This is a genomic window from Streptomyces sp. UC4497, assembly GCF_054871485.1.
In genome coordinates, this window is sequence record NZ_JBTYHB010000065.1 from 1 (window position 1) to 19,341 (window position 19,341).

A 19,341-nucleotide genomic window follows, 5' to 3' on the forward strand; every position below is an offset into this window, starting at 1 on the left:
GGGGGCGGGGGGGGGGCCGGGGGCGGCGTCGGGGGGGCCGCCGGGGGGGGGGGGGGGGGGCCCCCCGCCCCACCGCCCGCCACTCCCCCACCCCCCGGGGCGCCCCCCCCGGGCGGGGGCGGGGCCCCGCCTCCTTGTCGTTCGCGGGACGTTCTCGGGGCGTTCTCAGGTCGTACGAGGGTCAGACCTCGCGGCGATGCCGCGCCCGCCCGTGCTCGGCACCAGCGGCCTGAGCCTCCTCGCGTTCGGCCTTCTCCTGCCGCTCCTTCTCCTCCATCTCCGCGAACACGTCGATGGGCGCGGGCGCCTTCGCCAGGAACACCCACGTGAGCCACACCGCCAGCAGGAACGGCGGGATCTTCAACGCGACGAGCACCCAGCCGAATTGGGTCGTGTCGCCCCACCAGTACAGCGGGAACAGAATCGCGCACTTGGCCAGAAGGATCAGGCCCCAGGCCCAACTCGCCTTGGCGTACGCCTTCTTGCGGCCGGGGTTGCGGGTGCGCCAGGAGAGGTTCTCCTTGAACACGGGCCCGAGGATCAGCCCGATCAACGGCACCCCGCACAGCGTCGTGACGATGTACGCGAGCGCAAGCCCCAACGTGTAGAGCATGCCCGGCAGATAGAAGTCCTTGGCGTTGCCCGTCATCATCGCGAAGACAACACCGAAGGCGACGCCGAAGACGCCGCTGAAGGCGTGCTTGACGGTGTCCTTCATGACGAGGCGCACGACAACGAGGACCAGGGACACCGCGAGGGCCGCGATGGCCGACATGTGCAGGTCCTTGTTGACCGTGAAGATGCTCACGAAGAGGAGGCCGGGCAGGACGGTCTCCACCATGCCCCGCACGCCGCCGAAGGCCTCGAAGAGCGCGGCCTCGGTCACGGACTTGTCCGTCACGGCGCCTTGGTCGACTCCGGGTTCACGATCGGTCGGCTTGTCGAGGGACGTCACCGGCTACTCCCGTCCGAGCGGTCTGAGTTCGTACTTCGGATTGAACAGCACCCTACGGCCCCGACTCATCGAGATCCGTCCCGAAGCTATGAGTTTGCGCCCCGGCTCGATGCCGACGATCGAGCGCCTGCCGAGCCACACCACGTCCACCGCGGCCGAGCCGTCGAACAACTCCGCCTCCAGCGCGGGGACTCCGGCGCGTGGTCGCAGGGTTACCGTGCGCAACGTACCAGTAACGGTGACCATTTGTCGGTCCGAACAGTCGCCGATGCGTGTGCAGCCGGTGGTCTCCGAGTCCTCGCGCAGCTCCTCCGACTCCAGGTCCTCCTGGGAACTGGACAGCCTGTCGAGCATGCGCCGGAACCGGCCCGCCGGCTTCTCGGACGTCCTGTCGGAACGCGGAACAGCACTCATACTGGAAGCGTACCTGGGCCCTGTGACAGGGTCGTACTCGCTGGTGTACCCGCTTTCGCGGGCCTCACCGCTCGAATCGGTACCCCATCCCCGGTTCCGTGACGAAGTGCCGCGGATGCGAGGGATCGGTCTCCAACTTGCGCCGCAGCTGCGCCATGTACACCCGCAGGTAGTTGGTCTCCGTCCCGTACGAGGGCCCCCACACCTCCTGCAGCAGCTGCTTCTGGCTGACCAGGCGGCCCGTGTTGCGCACCAGGACCTCCAGGAGATGCCATTCGGTGGGGGTCAGCCGTACGTCGTGCCCGCCCCGGTTGACCTTTTTCGCGGCCATGTCGACCGTGAAGTCCGCGGTCTCGACGATCCCCTCGTCCTCGGTTCCGCCCGTGGGTTCGGCCCGCCGCACGGCCGCCCGCAGCCGGGCGAGGAGCTCGTCCATGCCGAAGGGCTTGGTCACGTAGTCGTCGGCGCCCGCGTCGAGCGCCTCGACCTTCTCGTCGGACGAATGCCGCGCGGACAGCACGAGGATCGGTACGCGGGTCCAGCCGCGCAGCCCCTTGATCACCTCGACGCCGTCCATGTCGGGCAGGCCCAGGTCGAGGACGATCACGTCGGGGTGGCGGGCGGCGGCGAGCTGCAGCGCCTGCGCCCCGTCCGCGGCGGCGTCCACCTCGTACTTGCGCGCCTTTAGGTTGATGACGAGGGCGCGCACGATCTGCGGCTCGTCGTCGACCACGAGCACCCGGGTCATGCGTGCCTGCCTCTCTGGGGTCCAGCTGCCTGTCCGGCTGCTTGTCCGGCTGTCCGTACGGCCTCCGGGGCCGTGTCCGGGGTGGTGCGGGTCGCGGCCCGCAGGGTCAGGACCATGGTGAGCCCGCCTCCTGGAGTGTCCTCCGCGCCGAGCGTGCCTCCCATGGCCTCCGTGAAGCCGCGCGCCACGGCGAGCCCGAGGCCCACACCGGCGCCGCGCGGAGCGTCACCGTAGCGCTGGAAGGGCGCGAAAATCCGGTCCTTGGCCTCGTCCGGGACTCCCGGCCCGCGGTCCACGACGCGCAGCTCGACGCGGTCGCCGAGCGTGCTCGCGGAGACGAGGACGGGTTTGTCGGGCGGGCTGTACTTGACCGCGTTCTCGACGACGTTGGCGACGGCCCGCTCCAGGAGCCCCTTGTCGACGCTGACCATGGGCAGCGTCTCGGGCACGTCCAGGTCGACGTTGAGATCCGGGTCCGGCACGCCGACCAGTGCCATCGGCACGACCTCGTCGAGGTCGATCTCGCGGATGAGCGGGGTGACGGTGCCGGTCTGCAGGCGGGACATGTCGAGCAGGTTCCCGACGAGATGGTCGAGCCGGTCGGCGCCCTCCTCGATCCCGGCGAGCAGCTCCGCCTGGTCCTCGGGCGACCAGTCGACGTCCTCGGAGCGCAGCGAGGACACCGACGCCTTGATGCCCGCGAGCGGCGTGCGCAGATCGTGCGAGACGGCGGCCAGCAGGGCCGTACGGATGCGGTTGCCCTCGGCGAGGGTGCGCGCCTGGTCGGCCTCGGACTTCAGGCGCTGGCGGTCGAGCACGACGGCGGCCTGCGCGGCGAACGCGGCGAGCACGCGCCGGTCCTCCGCGGGCAGCACGCGCCCGGTCAGGGCGAGCGCCAGGTGGTCCCCGACCGGCATGTCGACATCGGCGTCCTCGGGCCGGCCGAGGGACTGCGCGCCGACGCTCGCCGCGCAGGTCCACGGCGCGGTGTCGCCCTCCCGCTCCAGGAGGGCGACGGACTCCATCGCGAAGGTCTCCCGTACGCGTTCGAGCAGCGCCTCCAGGCTGGTGTCGCCGCGCAGCACGCTGCCCGCCAGGAAGGCGAGGATCTCGGACTCGGCGCGCAGCCGGGCGGCCTGGTGGGTGCGGCGCGCCGCGAGGTCCACGACCGAGGCCACGGACACCGCGACGCCCACGAAGATCACGATGGCGACGATGTTGCGGGGGTCGGCGACGGTCCACAGGTGCAGCGGCGGCGTGAAGAAGTAGTTGAGCAGCAGTGAGCCGAAGGCCGCAGAGGCCAGCGCCGGAAGCAGTCCGCCGACCAGGGCTGCGGCGACCGTCAGCGACAGGAACAGCAGCATGTCGTTGGCGAGGCCGAGGTCGCTGTGGGCGTGCGTGAGGACCAGGGCGAGCAGCGCGGGGCCGCCGATGCCGGTGAGCCAGCCCCACACGATCCGGGACCGGCCGAGCCGGGCGCCGCGGGCGACGGGCAGTCCGCGCCCCTTGGCCACCTCGTCGTGCGTGACGATGTGCACGTCGAGGTCGGGCCCGGACTCGCGGGCGACGGTCGCGCCGACGCCGGGGCCGAACATGTACTGCCAGGTCTTGCGCCGCGAGGAGCCGAGGACGATCTGGGTGGCGTTGACGCCGCGGGCGAACTCCAGGAGGGCGGCGGGGATGTCGTCGCCGATGACGTGGTGGAACGTGCCGCCCAGGTCCTCGACCAGGGTGCGCTGGACGGCCAGCTCCTTGGGCGAGGCGGCGGTGAGGCCGTCGCTGCGGGCGATGTAGACCGCGAGCACCTCGCCGCCCGCGCCCTTCTCGGCGAGCCGCGCCGCGCGCCTGATCAACGTACGACCCTCGGGGCCTCCGGTCAGGCCGACGACGATGCGCTCGCGGGCCTGCCACGTGGAGCGGATGTTGTGCTCGCCCCGGTACTCCTGGAGGTACTCGTCGGCCCGGTCGGCGACCCACAGGAGCGCCAACTCCCGTAGCGCGGTGAGGTTTCCGGGGCGGAAGTAGTTGGAGAGTGCCGCGTCGACCTTGTCGGGCTTGTAGATGTTGCCGTGGGCCATGCGGCGACGCAGCGACTGGGGCGACATGTCGACGAGTTCGATCTGGTCGGCACGGCGGACGACTTCGTCGGGGACCGTCTCCCGTTGACGTACACCAGTGATCGAATCAACCACATCGCCGAGTGACTCAAGATGCTGGATGTTGACGGTCGATATGACGTCGATGCCCGCACCAAGCAGTTCCTCGACGTCCTGCCAGCGCTTGGCGTTGCGCGAGCCCGGCACGTTCGTGTGGGCCAGTTCGTCGACGAGGGCGACGGCCGGAGCGCGCAGCAGCACGGCGTCCACGTCCATCTCATGGAAGACCGTCCCCCGGTACGCGAGCTCCTTGCGCGGGATCTGCTCCAGGCCGTGCAGCATCACCTCGGTGCGCGGCCGGTCGTGGTGCTCGACGAACGCCACCACGCAGTCCGTGCCCCGCTCGACCCGGCGGTGCGCCTCGGACAGCATCGCGTACGTCTTGCCGACGCCCGGTGCACTGCCGAGGTAGATCCGTAGTTTCCCGCGCGTCCCGCGTCCCATGGCCTCATCGTCTTCCCGTGACTGCTCCACGCAGCGTCGAGCCTACGGCCTGCGATCTGCGCAAATGGGGCGGACGGCGGCCGGGCGGGTGGCCTTGACGCAACCCTGATGCACGAGGCCGGGGCCGCGCACCCTCGAAGGATGCGCGGCCCCGGCCTCGTACGACGGTGTGAGCGCCTCAGCGGACCTCGGTGATCTCCGGGCCCCGCTGGAGCTGGCCCATGCCACCGGAGAAGCGCGAGGCCTCCTGGCCCTCGCCCTGGGAGCTCTCGGCGACCATCTGCGCGTCGTCGGGGAGCTTCAGGACGATCGGGTCGCGCGGGGCCATCGGACCCTCGCCGCGCACCACGACGGTGTCGCGGAAGATCTGCTCCAGGAGGCCGGCCGCCTGCGGCTGCACGGCGCCCTGGCCCGAGATCACGCCGCGCAGGAACCAGCGCGGGCCGTCCACGCCGATGAAGCGCACGACCTGGAAACCGCCCGTGCCGTCCGGCAGCTGCACCGGCACCTGGGCCCGCAGCTCCCAGCCGAGCGGACCCTCGACCTCGTCGATCACACCACCCTGCTGGGTGATGCCGGAGGCGATCTCCTCGCGGACCTCGCCCCAGATGCCCTCCTTCTTGGGGGCGGCGAAGGCCTGCAGCTGGATCGCGCTGTCCTGGAGGACGACGGTCGCCGCGACGATCGCGTCGCCCGCGACCTCCACACGCAGCTCCATGCCCTCCACGCCCGGGACGAAGACTCCGCCCAGGTCCACCCGGCCCTCGCCGGGCTCGCGGACCTCGGAGGCGTCCCAGGGACCGTCGGGACGGGGCTCGGGCTCGAGCCGGACGCGGTCCGACTCCTGCTCGTCCGTGTCCACGCTGCCGACGCTGTCGACGACCTGCTCGGCCTCGCCGGCCGCATCCTCGGCGGCGCCGTTCTTGTTACGACGTCCGAACACGTCACTGTCCTTCCCGGTCGGATACGACCGAAGCGTATCGATTCCCACCCTTTTGACCGTCCGCGCCGCTGCCGGCAACGGTCGGGCCACCCACGGCAGCGTGCCCGCCGGTCGACCCGAAGCCCCCTTCGGCCCGCACCGATTCGGGAAGCTCCGCGACCTCCTGGAAGCGGACCCTCTCGACCTGCTGGACCACCAGTTGGGCAATCCGGTCGAAGCGCTCGAACCGCACGCTCTCGCGCGGGTCGAGATTCACCACGATCACCTTGATCTCCCCACGGTACCCGGCATCCACCGTCCCTGGGGCATTCACCAGAGCCACGCCGCAGCGCGCTGCGAGGCCGGATCTGGGGTGCACGAAGGCCGCGTACCCCTCGGGCAGGGCGACCGACACACCGGTGGGCAGAACGACCCGCTCACCGGGCGCGAGTTCGCAACGCTCGGTGGTCCGCAGATCGGCTCCGGCGTCACCGGGGTGCTCGTACGAAGGCAGCGGCACATCGGGGTCGACGCGCCGCACGAGCACGCCGAGTTCGCGGCCGGGACCGCCAGGGAAATTGCTCACGGGTTCACCTCGAAGGCGCGGGCGCGCCTGACCTGGTCGGGGTCGCTCATGGCCGCCTCGATCTCCTCCGGGCGGCCGTTCTCGATGAAGTGGTCGACCTTGACCTCGATGAAGAGGGCGTCGGCGCGCACGGCCACGGGCCCGTCGGGGCCACCGATCCGGCCGGTCGCGGTCGAGTAGATCTTGCGGCCCGCGACGGCCGTCACCTCGGCGGACAGGAACAGCACCGTGTCCACGGGAACGGGCCGCACGAAGTCGGTCTCCAGGCGGCCGGTGACGGCGATGGCCTGGAGCAGCCAGTTCAGGGAGCCGAGCGTCTCGTCGAGCGCGGTCGCGAGGACCCCGCCGTGCGCAAGACCCGGCGCGCCCTGATGCGCGGGGCGCACGGTGAACTCGGCGGTGACGGTGACACCTTCACCGGCCCGCGCCTCCAGGTGCAGCCCGTGCGGCTGCTCGCCGCCACAGCCGAAACAGTGTCCGTAGTGCGCGCCGAGGAGCTCGCCGGGGGCGGGCGCGTCGGGGTGCCGCACCGGGGCTATGGCGTCGGCAGGGGGCGTCAGAGCTGCAGAAGTACCACTCACAGCCGCAGACCTTACCCGCGCGTCCTATCACTCCACGCATCGTGCCAAGCTTGAGCCCATGGAGACCTCGACGACGCCCTACGACGAACGACTCACCGCGCCCCGCTCGTGGTGGCTCATCACGTTCATGGTGGGTGTCGTCGGCGCCATCATCCTGCTGCCCTTCGGCACGTTGCCGCTGCTCGGAGGCTTCGTCGGGGGCCTGCTCATCGCGGCCGTGATCACCAGTTCGTACGGCTCGGCCCGGGTGCGCGTCGTCGCCGACTCGCTGGTCGCGGGCGACGCGAAGATCCCGCTGTCCGCCCTCGGCGAGGTGCACGTCCTGGACGCGGAGGAGGCCCGCGCGTGGCGCACGTACAAGGCCGATCCGCGCGCCTTCATGCTGCTGCGCAGCTATGTCACGACCGCGGTGCGGGCGGAGATCACCGATCCGTCGGATCCGACGCCGTACGTCTACGTGTCGACGCGCGAACCTGAAGCTTTGGCAAAGGCTCTGCGCCGCGCCTGAACTGCGCCTGAACGAGGGCGGGATCAGGCCCCGATCTCCAGGGCGTCGGGCGGCTCCTCCAGGGGCGGCTGTTCGGTCAGCGCCTCCCAGGGCACTTGGTGCCGCCGCAGGTCCTGGCGTACCCGGTCGGCCAGTTTCCTGGTGTCGCGCCGGTTCATGAACGCCCCCACGGCCGCGCCGATCATGAACGGGGTCAGGCTCGGAAGGTTCCGCACCATCCGCTTCATGATCTGCTGTCGAAGCTCACGCTTCATCTGTACGCCGAGCGCCGCGTTGACCGTAGTCGGCTTCGTCACGTCGATGCCGCGCTCTTCCGTCCACGCGGTCAGATAGGCGCCGCTGCGGCCCTTCAGGTTCCCTTGCGGCCGCAGTCCGTAGACCTCGTGCAGCTCGGCGATCAGCTTCAGCTCGATCGCGGCCACACCGGTCACCTCCGCGGCCAGTTCGGTCGGCATCGCGGGCGGAACGGGCAGCATCGCGGCGATGCCGACTCCCGCGCCCACGGTGGATGTGGCGGCGGTCGCGCCCGTGACCAGCTTGTCCGCGAGCTGTTCGGGGTCGAGACCCGGGAACTGCTTGCGGAGGGTCGCCAGGTCCCGCACGGGAACCCGCGGCGCGTTCTCGATGATGAGATCGGCGAGACGGCCGATCGAGGCCTTGGCGGCCGCGCCGCTCTTGGCCAGCCCCGTTCTGGCTGTTCTGGCGCCTCTCGCGACGGCGCCGCCTCTGCGCGCACCGTCGCCGCCGGCTGCTGGGGCCACCGGCAGGTCGCCCGTCGACTCGTGGTCGTCCGCCGATTCGAGCGAGGCGTCTTCTCCGGGGGCACCAGGTGCTGCACCGGGTGCTCCTGGGAAAGAGCCTCGCTCGTCGTCACGCACGGCCTCTGACGGGCCTTGAGCCGTCCCGCTGACCTTCTTGTTGCGGGAGCGGCGCTTCCAGGGCGGGGTCGAGCTGGTCATGCCCGACCCGTCCTCAGTCGCAGTCGCGGCAGATGGGCTGCCCGTTCTTCTCCCGCGCGAGCTGGCTGCGGTGGTGCACCAGGAAGCAGCTCATGCAGGTGAACTCGTCCTGCTGCTTGGGCAGGACACGGACGGCCAGCTCCTCGTTCGAGAGGTCGGCGCCCGGAAGCTCCAGGCCCTCCGCCGCCTCGAACTCGTCCACGTCGACGTTCGAAGCCGACTTGTCGTTACGCCGAGACTTCAGTTCCTCAATGCTGTCTTCGTTGAGGTCGTCATCGGTCTTGCGTGGGGTGTCGTAATCCGTTGCCATGTCGCTCTCCCCCTCTGGGTGTCTGCGGTGTCTCAAGCGCCGTAACGCATGAGAGGCCGGACTTGTGCCCGACCTGAGGCGGAGATTTTGCCTCACATCAAGGTCTGTTACTCAATCGACACCCAACTGGACCCCTCACGAGTGATCGTCTTGGGTGGCGAACGGGACCGTACACGGTCCGATTGCCGCACTGCACGGGCGCCACCCCGTGTACTTCCCGTGATCAAGGCGCCCGAAAACCCGGACTTTCCCGGCTTTCACACGGCTTTTGCGATCACGGAGAGTGGACGGCCGAAAAAACGCCCATGTGATCGATCACACACGACGATCTCCGGCGCAGGTCCGGAAAATTCAGCCAAAAGCGAACTCCCCCAGCGCGTCGGCGGAAGCATGCCAGATCCATCGGCCGCACGCACGTCGAACCGGCCTAGATCGGCAGGGTGACCCGCATCACGAGCCCACCCCCCTCGCGTGGCTCGGCGGTGATGCGGCCACCGTGGGCGCGCGCGACCGACCGGGCGATGGAGAGCCCGAGGCCCACGCCCTTGTCGCTGCCGGTGCGCTCGGTACGCAGCCGCCGGAACGGCTCGAAGAGATTGTCGATCTCGTACGCGGGGACCACCGGGCCCGTGTTCGCGACCACCAGGACCGCCTGGCCGTGCTGGGCCTCCGTGTCCACCTGCACCCATCCCCCTTCGGGGATGTTGTAGCGAACGGCGTTCTGCACGAGGTTCAGGGCGATGCGCTCCAGGAGCACACCGTTGCCCTGGATCACCGCTTCCTTGCACTCTCCGCGGATCTCCACGTTCTTCTCGTCGGCCTCGGCCCTGGCCTGGTCGATCGCCTGCGAGGCGACCTCCGCCAGGTCCACGGGCTTGCGCTCGACGATCTGGTTGTCGCTGCGGGCGAGCAGCAGCAGGCCCTCCACGAGCTGCTCACTGCGCTCGTTCGTGGCGAGCAGCGTCTTGCCGAGCTGCTGGAGCTCCACAGGGGCGCCCGGATCGGAGAGGTGCACCTCCAGGAGCGTGCGGTTGATCGCGAGCGGTGTACGCAGCTCATGGGAGGCGTTGCCGACGAAGCGCTGCTGGGCCGTGAAGGCGCGCTCCAGGCGGTCCAGCATCTCGTCGAAGGTGTCCGACAGCTCCTTCAGCTCGTCGTCCGGTCCGTCCAGCTCGATGCGGCGCGTCAGGTCCGTGCCGGCGACCCGGCGCGCGGTGCGCGTGATCCGGCCGAGCGGGGACAGGACGCGGCCCGCCATGGCGTAGCCGAAGGCGAAGGCGATGACGGCGAGACCCATCAGGGCCATCAGGGAGCGGCTGAGGAGTACGTCCAGAGCGTGCTGGCGCTGCTTGTTGACGCAGCCGTTCATCAGGTCGTTCAGCTCGCTCGCCGAGATGTTCCCCGACGGGAAGTTGCAGCTGGTGCTGATGACATGCCCGTCGGTGACCTTGAACGGCAGATCGCCGCCCACGTCGAGGGCCTGCGCGGCCAGGAGGTAGATGATCGAGAGCAGCAGGATGCCCGCGATCAGGAACATCCCGCCATACAGCAGCGTGAGCCGTATCCGGATGGTCGGGCGGAGCCAGGGGAAGGGCGGCTCCGCCTTCGTCCCGGGCTTCCATGTCGGTTTCGGTGGCGCCGGAGAGGGTGGCGCGGGTGCGGCGGCCATCTAGGGATCAGATCCGGTAGCCCGAGCCGGGCACGGTGACGATGACGGCGGGCTCGCCCAGCTTGCGGCGCAGGGTCATCACGGTGACCCGCACGACGTTCGTGAACGGGTCCGTGTTCTCGTCCCAGGCCTTCTCAAGAAGCTGCTCGGCCGAGACGACGGCACCCTCGCTGCGCAGCAGCACCTCCAGGACGGCGAACTCCTTGGGAGCGAGCTGGATCTCCTTGCCGTCCCGGAACACCTCGCGGCGGTTCGGGTCGAGCTTGATCCCGGCGCGCTCCAGCACGGGCGGCAGCGGCATGCTCGTACGCCGCCCGAGGGCCCGTACACGGGCCGTCAGCTCGCTGAACGCGAAGGGCTTGGGGAGGTAGTCGTCCGCCCCGATCTCCAGGCCCTCCACGCGGTCGCTGACGTCGCCGGAAGCGGTCAGCATGAGGATGCGGGTGGGCATGCCCAGCTCGACGAGCTTGCGGGCGACGTCGTCGCCGTGCACAAGCGGGAGATCGCGGTCGAGGACGACCACGTCATAGTCGTTGACGCCGATGCGCTCCAGGGCGGCCGCACCGTCGTACACGACGTCGACGGCCATGGCCTCCCGGCGGAGTCCGGTGGCCACCGCATCGGCGAGCAGTTGCTCGTCCTCGACGACGAGTACGCGCACGTCGCTTGTCCTTCCTCTGGTCGCCCACCTGCGCGCTTCTCGGGCGCGCGGGCAGGGCAGGTGTGGGGCTGTGGCCACCATCCTGCCCCTTTCGGCCATAAACCGGCTGTAAGACGGACGGGCGGCCCGGGGAATGCGGGATTTTCTGCGTGGGTCGAGGTTTCTCCGGAAGGGACCCTGGGGAGGACGGCTGTACATCCGCGATCACGCTTTGTATGTGGCATGCCACGAGCCGCTGCCGAGACCGCTCTCCTCCAGGGACGGCTCGGGGACGTGATCGCCCCTTCCAAGGGCACACCCCCGTGCCATCGACCCACGACCCAGGACGAGGGGGCGCAACCATGGACGCATTCACCGCAGGACTTCTGCAGCGCATTAAGGCGGCCGAGACCGACCTGTCGCGGGCGCGCGAGACCGGTGACGACTTCCTTGCCGAGGTCGAGCAGGGCGAGCTGGACGACCTCCGCCGCCTCGCCGCCGAGCACGGCGTGGAGGTTCACGCCGCGAGCGTCTGACGCACGTACGAGGGCCCCGGCGCCTGGTCGATCCAGGCGGGCGCCGGGGCCCTTTCGTGTGCCGTGAACTCGTGTTCCGCGGGCTTGTCCGCCGTGGGCTCGTGTGCCGTGAACCGGGACGGTCAGTCGTGCCAGGCGCCGAGTTCTTCCAGCCAGTTCTGAAGCGGCTCGAAGACGCCGGGAGGCGCCGCGACGGTCAGCTCCGGCGAGAGCGGTTCCCCGGGTCGGCCGCCGGTGAGGGCGCCCGCCTCGCGCGCGATGAGGTCGCCGGCCGCGAAGTCCCAGGGGTTCAGGCCGCGTTCGTAGTACGCGTCCATGCGGCCGAGCGCCACGTCGCACAGGTCGATGGCGGCCGAGCCGCCGCGCCGGATGTCGCGAACGCGCGGCACCAGCTGCCCCAGCACCTCGGCCTGGCGGGCGCGGCGCGCCTCCAGGTAGCCGAAGCCGGTGCCGACCAGGGCCTGTTCGAGGGGCGGCGCCACGCGCACGCGCGCGGGTCGGTCGTTCACGAAGGCGCCCTGGCCGAGGACGGCGCGGTAGGTCTCGGCGCGCATCGGGGCGGCGACGACGCCGACGATGGTCTCGCCGTCCTTGCGGGCCGCGATGGAGACGGACCAATCGGGGCGCCCGTAAAGGTAGTTGACGGTGCCGTCAATGGGGTCGATCACCCAGTGGACGCCGCTGGTGCCCTCCGTGGAGGCACCCTCCTCCCCGAGCACTCCGTCGTCGGGGCGGCGCTCGGCCAGGTAGTCCGTGATCAGCTTCTCGGAGGCGATGTCCATCTCGGTGACGACGTCGACGGCGCTCGTCTTGGTGGCGGCGACGCCGAGGTCCTCGGGCCTGCCGTCGCGCAGGAACACACCGGCCCGGGCCGCCGCCTCCAGGGCGATCTCGAGCAGTTCCGCCTTGAGGGACGCGAGGTCGTCGGCGGTGCGGTCGGCCTCGGAGGCCTTGGGATCGGTCACGTGGGAGTCCTTACGCGTACGGGCTGTCGGCGCCGGCGGCGGCCGGCTTGGGGGTGCGCGCGGGGCAGCAGCCCACGGGACACAGGTCGTGGCTCGCGCCGAGCGCGCCCAGCGCGCAAGGCGTGACGTTCCTGCCGCTCTCGGTCGCGGCCCGCTCCAGGGTCAACTCCCGTACGGCGGCGGCGAAGCGCGGGTCGGCCCCCACGGTGGCGGAACGGCGCACCGGAAGGCCCAGCTCCGCGGCCTTCGCCTCGGCCTCGGTGTCGAGGTCGTAGAGGACCTCCATGTGGTCCGAGACGAAGCCGATGGGCGCCATGACGACGGCCGGGACGCCCGCGGCGTGGCGCTCCTCCAGGTGGTCGCAGATGTCGGGCTCCAGCCAGGGGATGTGCGGGGCGCCGGAGCGCGACTGGTAGACGAGCTGCCAGGGGTGGGCGACGCCGGTCTCCTCGCGCACCGCGTCGGCGATGAGCTGTGCGACTTCCAGGTGCTGCTTCACGTACGCGCCCCCGTCGCCGTGCTCCTCGGTCCGCCCGGAGGTGTCGGCCGCCGCGGTCGGGATGGAGTGCGTGGTGAAGGCGATGTGGGCGCCGGCGCGGACGTCCTCGGGGAGGTCGGCGAGGGACTTCAGGACGCCCTCGACCATGGGGCGCACGAAGCCGGGGTGGTTGAAGTAGTGCCGCAGCTTGTCGATCCTCGGCAGCTCCAGGCCCTCCGCCTCCAGCGCGGCGAGCGACTCCGCGAGGTTCTCGCGGTACTGGCGGCAGCCCGAGTACGAGGCGTAGGCGCTGGTGGCGAGGACGAGGATGCGGCGGTGGCCGTCGGTGACCATCTCGCGCAGCGTGTCCGTCAGGTACGGCGCCCAGTTCCGGTTGCCCCAGTAGACCGGCAGTTCCAGGCCGTGCTCGGCGAAGTCCTTGCGCAGGGCGTCGAGCAGGGCCCTGTTCTGGTCGTTGATCGGGCTGACCCCGCCGAACAGGAAGTAGTGCTGCCCGACCTCTTTGAGCCGCTCCTTGGGGATGCCGCGGCCGCGCGTCACGTTCTCCAGGAACGGGACGACGTCGTCGGGGCCCTCCGGGCCTCCGAACGAGAGCAGCAGGAGGGCGTCGTAGGGGCGGGCATCGGGGCTGGCAGCGTGCGCGTCTGGCATGACTTCGATCCTGCCACCCGGCACTGACAGGCGGAAAACCGCGTGTAGCCCGGCCGTGGCGCGCGTAAGCTGTATCCACCGCTTTTACGCCTTACCGGAGTCGAGTTGCCCAGCCCCTACCGCGCCATTTTCGCCCTGCCCGGAACCAAGAGCTTCTCCGCCGCCGGGCTCCTCGGCCGTATGCCCCTGTCCATGATGGGCATCGGCATCGTCACGATGGTCTCCCAGCTGACCGGGCGCTACGGGCTCGCGGGGGCCCTGTCCGCGACGGTGGCGCTGTCGGCCGCGCTGATCGGGCCGCAGATCTCCCGCCTCGTCGACCGGCACGGGCAGCGCCGGGTGCTTCGGCCGGCCACCGTGATCTCGCTCGTCGCGGTCACCGGTCTCCTGCTGTGCGCGAAGTACGCGGCGCCGGACTGGACCCTCTTCGCGTGCGCGGCGCTCGTCGGCTGCGTCCCCAGCGTCGGCTCCATGATCCGGTCACGGTGGGCGGCCCTCTACGGAGACGTCCCGCGGCAGCTGCACACCGCGTACTCCTTCGAGTCGGTGCTGGACGAGGTGTGCTTCGTCTTCGGGCCGATCATCTCGATCGGCCTGTCCACGGTGTGGTTCCCGGAGGCGGGGCCTCTCCTGGCGGGCTGTTTCCTCGCGGCCGGTGTCTTCTGGCTGACGTCGCAGCGCGCCACGGAACCGGTACCGCACCCGCGCGAACAGCACAGCCCCGGATCGGCGCTCCGCGCGCGTGGCTTGCAGGTTCTGGTGGCGACCTTCGTCGCGACGGGAGCGATCTTCGGGTCGATCGACGTCGTCACGGTGGCCTACGCGGAGGACCTCGGCCACAAGTCGATGGCGAGCGTGGTGCTCGCCATCTACGCGACCGGCTCCTGCCTCGCGGGCGCGCTGTTCGGCCTGCTGCACTTCAAGGGGGCGCCCGCTCCCAGGTGGCTGCTGGGTGTCGTCACGATGGCCGTGAGTATGATCCCCCTCCAACTGGTCGGGAACCTGCCACTCCTGGCCGTGGCGCTCTTCGTCGCGGGCCTGTCCGTCGCACCGACGATGATCACGACGATGGCCCTCGTCGAGCAGCACGTACCACGCGCGAAGCTGACCGAGGGCATGACCTGGGTGAGCACCGGACTCTCGGTCGGCGTCGCGCTCGGCTCCTCCGTGGCCGGCTGGGTGATCGATGCCGCCGGGGCGGATGCCGGGTACGCGGTGCCGGGGGTATCCGGCGCCGTCGCGGTCCTTGTCGGGCTCCTGGGCTATCGCCGGCTGAAGCGGCCGGTTCCGCAGCGGGGAGGAAGCACCGATGAGCAGGCCACCGAGGGGTACGCGGGGCGCGCCGGGCACACGGACGGGCAGGCGGAGGAGCAGCGAAGCCTGGCGTAACTGGGCGGGCAACGTCACGGCGCGCCCCGTGCGCGAGGTGACGCCCGCGTCCGTCGAGGAGCTGACAGCGGCGGTGCGCAGCGCCGCGGAGGACGGCCTGAAAGTGAAGGCCGTCGGCTCGGGCCACTCCTTCACGGCGGCGGCCGCGACCGACGGAGTATTGATACGCCCTCAACTGTTGACCGGAATCCGCAGCATTGACCGGTCGAACGGGACCGTCACGGTCGAGGCCGGTACTCCGCTCAAGCGACTCAACATGGCCCTGGCCCGCGAGGGCCTGTCGCTCACGAACATGGGCGACATCATGGAGCAGACGGTCTCCGGCGCCACCAGCACCGGCACGCACGGCACGGGCCGCGACTCCGCGTCGATCGCCGCGCAGATCAAGGGACTTGAGCTGGTCACCGCGAGCGGCGAGCTCCTCACCTGCTCCGAGAAGGAGAACCCCGAGGTCTTCGCCGCCGCCCGCATCGGCCTCGGCGCCCTCGGCATCGTCACGGCGATCACCTTCGCCGTGGAGCCGATCTTCCTGCTCTCCGCGCGCGAGGAGCCGATGCCCCTCGACCGGGTGCTCACGGACTTCGAGGAGCTGCACGCCGAGAACGAGCACTTCGAGTTCTACTGGTTCCCGCACACGGGCAGCTGCAACACCAAGCGCAACAACCGCAGCGCGGGCCCGGAGGCCCCCGTCTCCAGGCTCAGCGGCTTCGTCGAGGACGAGCTGCTCTCCAACGGCCTGTTCCAGGTGGTCAATTCGATCGGCCGCGCCGTGCCCGCCACGATCCCGTCGATCGCCAAGGTCTCCAGCCGGGCGCTGTCCTCCCGGACGTACACGGACATTCCCTACAAGGTCTTCACATCGCCGCGCCGCGTGCGCTTCGTGGAGATGGAGTACGCGGTTCCGCGCGCGGCCCTCGTGGACACCTTGCGCGAGCTGAAGTCCATGGTCGACCGCTCACGCCTGCGGATCAGCTTCCCCGTCGAGGTCCGCACCGCCCCGGCCGACGACATCGCGCTGTCCACGGCGTCCGACCGCGACAGCGCCTACGTAGCCGTGCACATGTACAAGGGGACGCCGTACCACCGGTACTTCACCGCGGCCGAGCAGATCCTCACCGCCCACGAGGGGCGCCCGCACTGGGGCAAGATGCACACGCGCGACGCGGAGTACTTCACGCGCGCGTACCCGCGCTTCGGCGAGTTCACGGCGCTGCGCGACCGCCTGGACCCGGACCGCGTGTTCGGCAATGCCTATCTGCGGCGGGTCCTCGGCGACTGACCCGGCAGCCCTCGAAGGGGCGTGCCTCGGGTCACTCCGACTGCTGCTGGACGTCCGAGCCCTGCGTGGGGGCGGAGGTCGGGTCGGTGGTGCTGCCACTGTCCGAACCGGAGTCCGCACCGCTGTCGGAGCCCGAGTCCGAACCGGAGTCGGAGGACCCGCTGTCCGAACCGGAGTCCGAGCCCGAATCGGAGCCCGAGTCCGAACCCGAGTCGGAGGACCCGCTGTCCGAACCGGAGTCCGAGCCACTGTCGGAGCTACCGGTTCCACCCGTCGTCGGGGTGGAGCTCGGGTCCGGGACGGTGGTGCCGGAGTCGTTGTTCTGCGTACCGGTGTCCGAGCCGGTGCTGCTGCCGTCGGACGGCGTCGGGGTGGTGTCCGGAGTGGTGTCGCCGCCGGACGAGGAGTTCCGCCCCTTGAAGGCGTCGCCGATGGTGGTTCCGTTGCCACCGCTGCCGAAGGTGTGGCCCGACACCAGTTCGTACGTGGTGATGCCGCCCATGGTGACGCCGAACACGATCGCCGCCGCGATCAATGGCCGCTTCCAGCTCTTGACGCGCGAACGGTGCACGGTGCCCTCGGTGAACTCGTCGTCGAGGCCCGCGCCGCCGTCGGCATGATCGGCGCCGGCGTGATCGACGTCCGGGACACGCAGCATCCGCGTGGCCTCGTCGACCGCCTCGGGCCTGATCAGTTGGGTCTTCTCGGGGTCGGTCGCGGCAGTCGCGGCGGTGGCACCCGCGGCGCTCAGCAGCTGCGTCTTGTCGGTGTCCTCGTCGGGCAGCAGGTCGGCCACGGCGCCCGTGTCGAGCAGTTGGGTCCCCTCGGTGGCCGGGTCGGGGATCCGCTCCATGGCGGTGGCCTGCTCGAGCGCGGAGACCTGCGGCAGCGCCGTCGTCTCATCGGCGTCCGCGGCCGGGGTCTGCGTCGTCCCCCAGGTCGTGGTGGTCGGCAGCGCCGTCACGGCCGGTCGCGCCGAGGGCGGCTCCGCGCCCGTGACCATGGACTTCGTGGCGTCCATCGAGGAGTCCGAGCGGAACGTACGGGGCACGGGCCTGCCCTCCGCCGTCACCGGCACCTGCCGGGTCTTCGGCTTCACCACCCGGACGTCGCGTATCTGCTCACCGGTGCGCCGGAAGAAGTGCTGGAAGAGCGTGCCGCCACAGGTGGCGAGGGCACTGACCACACCGGCACCGAGGATCGTCCCGTAGACACCGAGGCCGGAGGCGAGCTTCGCGGCCACGACGGCGGCGACCGCACTGCCCGCCACCTGCGGGACGCTCAGATCCAGCCGCTTCCCCTTGGGCTCTTCCTCCACGTCCTCGGATATGTCCTCGGAGATCTCCGGCTTCTTGCCCATTCTCGGACCTTGCCTGCCTTTCTCGACAAAACCACCCATGCCCCAGCGAAGCTCCCAAGAGTAAGCGAACTCCCTAGGACACGAGAGAAAGGACGTATCGGAGGAGGAATCAGTTCCGGTTCCGGAGATTTCGTGAAGCAGAACACGCGGACCCCACACATCGTCCGCCGGGATCGTGGGACCGCGGCCCCAACTCCCGCCCCCCGACAGAACTTCGACAGCGTGCCGATCCACGCAAGTGGCCCGAATGGAGTACTGTTGCGAGCCCTGGGTCCGGTCTCCCGCCAGGGTGCTCGGGTCCTGCCAGGACCGTGGGGAGGGGGTTCGCTGCACAGGGTGACGGAGTCCGTCACTTAGCGTTGCGAATAGGTAACCGTGCCATAACGGCGACCCCGGGCCCATGCCCGACACGCCGGGCAACTCGGCAAGGTTGTGGCAGGCTGCACCCGGGCAGGCCACACTCGACTAGCGGAAGCAGCGACGCACGTGACGTCGGCAGGCACCACCCGGGAGGTCCCCATGCCCGAACTGCGTGTCGTGGCCGTCTCTAACGACGGCACACGGCTGGTGCTGAAGGCTGCGGACAGCACGGAGTACACGCTGCCGATCGACGAGCGCCTCCGGGCCGCCGTACGTGGCGACCGTCCGCGCCTCGGCCAGATCGAGATCGAGGTGGAGAGCCACCTCCGCCCGCGCGACATTCAGGCGCGTATACGGGCAGGCGCGACCGCCGAGGAGGTCGCGCAGTTCGCCGGCATCCCGGTCGACCGGGTGCGCCGCTTCGAAGGCCCCGTGCTCGCGGAGCGTGCCTTCATGGCCGAGCGCGCCAGGAAGACCCCCGTGCGCCGCCCCGGCGAGAACGCCGGGCCCCAGCTGGGCGAAGCGGTGCAGGAGCGTCTCGTGCTGCGCGGCGCCGACAAGGACTCGGTGCAGTGGGACTCCTGGCGCCGGGACGACGGCACGTGGGAAGTCCTGCTCGTCTACCGCGTCGCGGGCGAACCGCACTCGGCGAGCTGGACGTACGACCCGCCCCGCAGGCTCGTCCAGGCCGTGGACGACGAGGCGCGCTCGCTGATCGGCGAGTCCGACGACATCGGTACGCCCGAACCCACGTTCCCGTTCGTGCCGCGCATCGCCCGGCTGCCCAGGGACCGCCCCCTCGATCGCGCCCTGGACCGGCAGCTCGAGCGGCCGACGGCGCCCGCGGAGCCGGAGCCCGAGGAGACCGAGCTGCCGGCGATCGCCTCGTCCGCACCGCCGGAGCGCGATTCGCTGACCAGCCTCCTGGAGGCCGTGCCCAGCTACCGCGGCGACCTCGCGGTGCCCGAGCGCCCCGCGGTGGCTCCCGAGCCGCCACAGGAGGAGCCGGAGGCACCCGCGGCCGCCGAGGTGGAGGAGCCGGCGGCGCCCGCGGCCTCGGCCGGGGCCGGATCGGCGTACGCGGACATCCTGATGCCGCGCGCCGTCGCCGGCCACCGTGACCGCCTCACCGGCACGACCGACCGCCAGGCGGAGGCCGACGGCGTACGCCCCGGTCGCCGCGCAGCCGTGCCGAGTTGGGACGAGATCGTCTTCGGCACGCGCCGCAAGAAGCAGGAGTAGTCGGCTCCTGCACCACGAGTAGCAACCTTTTGTACGCACAGGGGGGCCCCCCCCGTGAGGGGGGGCGGGCCCCCCGGGGGGGGGGGCGGGGACAGGGGGTGCCGCCCCCGGGGCCCCCCGGGCGGCGCCGCGGCGGGCCCCGGGGGCCCCGGAACCCCCTTAACCAGG

At 70.7% G+C, this 19,341-nt stretch carries 19 protein-coding genes; 5 read left to right on the forward strand and 14 right to left on the reverse strand.

Translation table 11 applies throughout. The annotated features are described in order from the left end of the window. Positions 1–181: 181 nt before the first annotated feature. The 7 genes from ACYSUO_RS41565 to ACYSUO_RS41595 all read right to left on the reverse strand — a co-directional run bounded on the left by ACYSUO_RS41565 (position 182) and on the right by ACYSUO_RS41595 (position 6,806). On the reverse strand, positions 182–955 hold the full coding sequence (locus tag ACYSUO_RS41565; protein ID WP_461781397.1) for a DUF3159 domain-containing protein: 774 nt from the start codon (positions 953–955) through the stop codon (positions 182–184). Positions 956–958: 3 nt separating this feature from the next. Beyond that, entirely contained in the window at positions 959–1,369 is a 411-nt protein-coding gene (locus ACYSUO_RS41570; RefSeq protein ID WP_461781398.1) for an OB-fold nucleic acid binding domain-containing protein, read from the reverse strand. Positions 1,370–1,433: 64 nt separating this feature from the next. Continuing rightward, the gene (locus ACYSUO_RS41575; protein WP_267068905.1) at positions 1,434–2,117 is read right to left on the reverse strand and encodes a response regulator; all 684 of its coding nucleotides are present in this window, start codon (positions 2,115–2,117) and stop codon (positions 1,434–1,436) included. Next, entirely contained in the window at positions 2,114–4,717 is a 2,604-nt protein-coding gene (locus ACYSUO_RS41580) for an ATP-binding protein (protein ID WP_461781399.1), read from the reverse strand. The genes ACYSUO_RS41575 and ACYSUO_RS41580 overlap by 4 nt, the downstream gene beginning before the upstream one ends. A gap of 178 nt (positions 4,718–4,895) precedes the next feature. Further along, the gene (locus ACYSUO_RS41585; protein ID WP_461781400.1) at positions 4,896–5,660 is read right to left on the reverse strand and encodes a DUF3710 domain-containing protein; all 765 of its coding nucleotides are present in this window, start codon (positions 5,658–5,660) and stop codon (positions 4,896–4,898) included. Position 5,661: 1 nt separating this feature from the next. Continuing rightward, the gene (dut, locus tag ACYSUO_RS41590) at positions 5,662–6,225 is read right to left on the reverse strand and encodes a dUTP diphosphatase (protein ID WP_461781401.1); all 564 of its coding nucleotides are present in this window, start codon (positions 6,223–6,225) and stop codon (positions 5,662–5,664) included. Next, on the reverse strand, positions 6,222–6,806 hold the full coding sequence (locus ACYSUO_RS41595; RefSeq protein ID WP_266714996.1) for a PaaI family thioesterase: 585 nt from the start codon (positions 6,804–6,806) through the stop codon (positions 6,222–6,224). Before ACYSUO_RS41595 ends, dut begins: the two co-directional genes overlap by 4 nt. A gap of 58 nt (positions 6,807–6,864) precedes the next feature. Here ACYSUO_RS41595 and ACYSUO_RS41600 point away from each other — a divergent pair, with 58 nt between their 5' ends. Then, the gene (locus ACYSUO_RS41600) at positions 6,865–7,314 is read left to right on the forward strand and encodes a DUF3093 domain-containing protein (RefSeq protein WP_461781402.1); all 450 of its coding nucleotides are present in this window, start codon (positions 6,865–6,867) and stop codon (positions 7,312–7,314) included. Positions 7,315–7,337: 23 nt separating this feature from the next. On the opposite strand, the gene ACYSUO_RS41605 is transcribed toward ACYSUO_RS41600, so the two are convergent. The 4 genes from ACYSUO_RS41605 to ACYSUO_RS41620 form a co-directional block, all read right to left on the reverse strand. Beyond that, the gene (locus tag ACYSUO_RS41605; RefSeq protein ID WP_461781403.1) at positions 7,338–8,273 is read right to left on the reverse strand and encodes a hypothetical protein; all 936 of its coding nucleotides are present in this window, start codon (positions 8,271–8,273) and stop codon (positions 7,338–7,340) included. Positions 8,274–8,286: 13 nt separating this feature from the next. After that, positions 8,287–8,583 (reverse strand): DUF4193 domain-containing protein, encoded by a 297-nt coding sequence (locus ACYSUO_RS41610; protein ID WP_018535993.1) that lies wholly within the window; start codon positions 8,581–8,583, stop codon positions 8,287–8,289. A 427-nt stretch (positions 8,584–9,010) separates the two neighbouring features. Beyond that, positions 9,011–10,252, reverse strand: a complete 1,242-nt coding sequence (locus tag ACYSUO_RS41615; RefSeq protein ID WP_461781404.1) for a sensor histidine kinase — start codon at positions 10,250–10,252, stop codon at positions 9,011–9,013. 7 nt (positions 10,253–10,259) lie between these two features. Further along, the gene (locus ACYSUO_RS41620) at positions 10,260–10,913 is read right to left on the reverse strand and encodes a response regulator transcription factor (RefSeq protein ID WP_266714992.1); all 654 of its coding nucleotides are present in this window, start codon (positions 10,911–10,913) and stop codon (positions 10,260–10,262) included. 341 nt (positions 10,914–11,254) lie between these two features. Between ACYSUO_RS41620 and ACYSUO_RS41625 the strand changes: the two genes are divergently transcribed. Continuing rightward, entirely contained in the window at positions 11,255–11,428 is a 174-nt protein-coding gene (locus ACYSUO_RS41625) for a hypothetical protein (RefSeq protein WP_461781405.1), read from the forward strand. Between the two features lie 122 nt (positions 11,429–11,550). On the opposite strand, the gene ACYSUO_RS41630 is transcribed toward ACYSUO_RS41625, so the two are convergent. Both ACYSUO_RS41630 and ACYSUO_RS41635 read right to left on the reverse strand, forming a co-directional pair. Continuing rightward, positions 11,551–12,393, reverse strand: a complete 843-nt coding sequence (locus ACYSUO_RS41630) for an inositol monophosphatase family protein (protein ID WP_461781406.1) — start codon at positions 12,391–12,393, stop codon at positions 11,551–11,553. Between the two features lie 10 nt (positions 12,394–12,403). Then, positions 12,404–13,543 carry a ferrochelatase gene (locus ACYSUO_RS41635; protein ID WP_461781407.1) on the reverse strand — a complete coding sequence of 380 codons (1,140 nt, stop codon included), beginning with the start codon at positions 13,541–13,543 and terminating at the stop codon, positions 12,404–12,406. Positions 13,544–13,648: 105 nt separating this feature from the next. Here ACYSUO_RS41635 and ACYSUO_RS41640 point away from each other — a divergent pair, with 105 nt between their 5' ends. Beyond that, positions 13,649–14,932, forward strand: coding sequence for an MFS transporter (locus ACYSUO_RS41640; RefSeq protein ID WP_461781408.1), 1,284 nt, complete (start codon positions 13,649–13,651; stop codon positions 14,930–14,932). Then, positions 14,853–16,211, forward strand: a complete 1,359-nt coding sequence (locus ACYSUO_RS41645; protein WP_461781409.1) for a D-arabinono-1,4-lactone oxidase — start codon at positions 14,853–14,855, stop codon at positions 16,209–16,211. The genes ACYSUO_RS41640 and ACYSUO_RS41645 overlap by 80 nt, the downstream gene beginning before the upstream one ends. Before the next feature lie 31 nt (positions 16,212–16,242). Here ACYSUO_RS41645 and ACYSUO_RS41650 read toward each other — a convergent pair whose 3' ends face one another. After that, positions 16,243–17,571, reverse strand: a complete 1,329-nt coding sequence (locus ACYSUO_RS41650; protein WP_461781410.1) for a hypothetical protein — start codon at positions 17,569–17,571, stop codon at positions 16,243–16,245. Positions 17,572–18,090: 519 nt separating this feature from the next. Here ACYSUO_RS41650 and sepH point away from each other — a divergent pair. Beyond that, the gene (sepH, locus tag ACYSUO_RS41655) at positions 18,091–19,173 is read left to right on the forward strand and encodes a septation protein SepH (protein ID WP_461781411.1); all 1,083 of its coding nucleotides are present in this window, start codon (positions 18,091–18,093) and stop codon (positions 19,171–19,173) included. Positions 19,174–19,341 lie beyond the last annotated feature (168 nt).

What these genes read in the sequence shown, in the direction of transcription:
- ACYSUO_RS41570 (WP_461781398.1), bottom strand. Translation starts at nt 1,369, where the DNA reads ATGAGTGCTGTTCCGCGTTCCGACAGGACGTCCGAGAAGCCGGCGGGC.
- ACYSUO_RS41575 (WP_267068905.1), bottom strand. Translation starts at nt 2,117, where the DNA reads ATGACCCGGGTGCTCGTGGTCGACGACGAGCCGCAGATCGTGCGCGCC.
- ACYSUO_RS41580 (WP_461781399.1), bottom strand. Translation starts at nt 4,717, where the DNA reads ATGGGACGCGGGACGCGCGGGAAACTACGGATCTACCTCGGCAGTGCA.
- ACYSUO_RS41600 (WP_461781402.1), top strand. Translation starts at nt 6,865, where the DNA reads ATGGAGACCTCGACGACGCCCTACGACGAACGACTCACCGCGCCCCGC.
- ACYSUO_RS41605 (WP_461781403.1), bottom strand. Translation starts at nt 8,273, where the DNA reads ATGACCAGCTCGACCCCGCCCTGGAAGCGCCGCTCCCGCAACAAGAAG.
- ACYSUO_RS41610 (WP_018535993.1), bottom strand. Translation starts at nt 8,583, where the DNA reads ATGGCAACGGATTACGACACCCCACGCAAGACCGATGACGACCTCAAC.
- ACYSUO_RS41615 (WP_461781404.1), bottom strand. Translation starts at nt 10,252, where the DNA reads ATGGCCGCCGCACCCGCGCCACCCTCTCCGGCGCCACCGAAACCGACA.
- ACYSUO_RS41625 (WP_461781405.1), top strand. Translation starts at nt 11,255, where the DNA reads ATGGACGCATTCACCGCAGGACTTCTGCAGCGCATTAAGGCGGCCGAG.
- ACYSUO_RS41635 (WP_461781407.1), bottom strand. Translation starts at nt 13,543, where the DNA reads ATGCCAGACGCGCACGCTGCCAGCCCCGATGCCCGCCCCTACGACGCC.
- ACYSUO_RS41645 (WP_461781409.1), top strand. Translation starts at nt 14,853, where the DNA reads ATGAGCAGGCCACCGAGGGGTACGCGGGGCGCGCCGGGCACACGGACG.
- ACYSUO_RS41650 (WP_461781410.1), bottom strand. Translation starts at nt 17,571, where the DNA reads ATGGGCAAGAAGCCGGAGATCTCCGAGGACATATCCGAGGACGTGGAG.
- sepH (WP_461781411.1), top strand. Translation starts at nt 18,091, where the DNA reads ATGCCCGAACTGCGTGTCGTGGCCGTCTCTAACGACGGCACACGGCTG.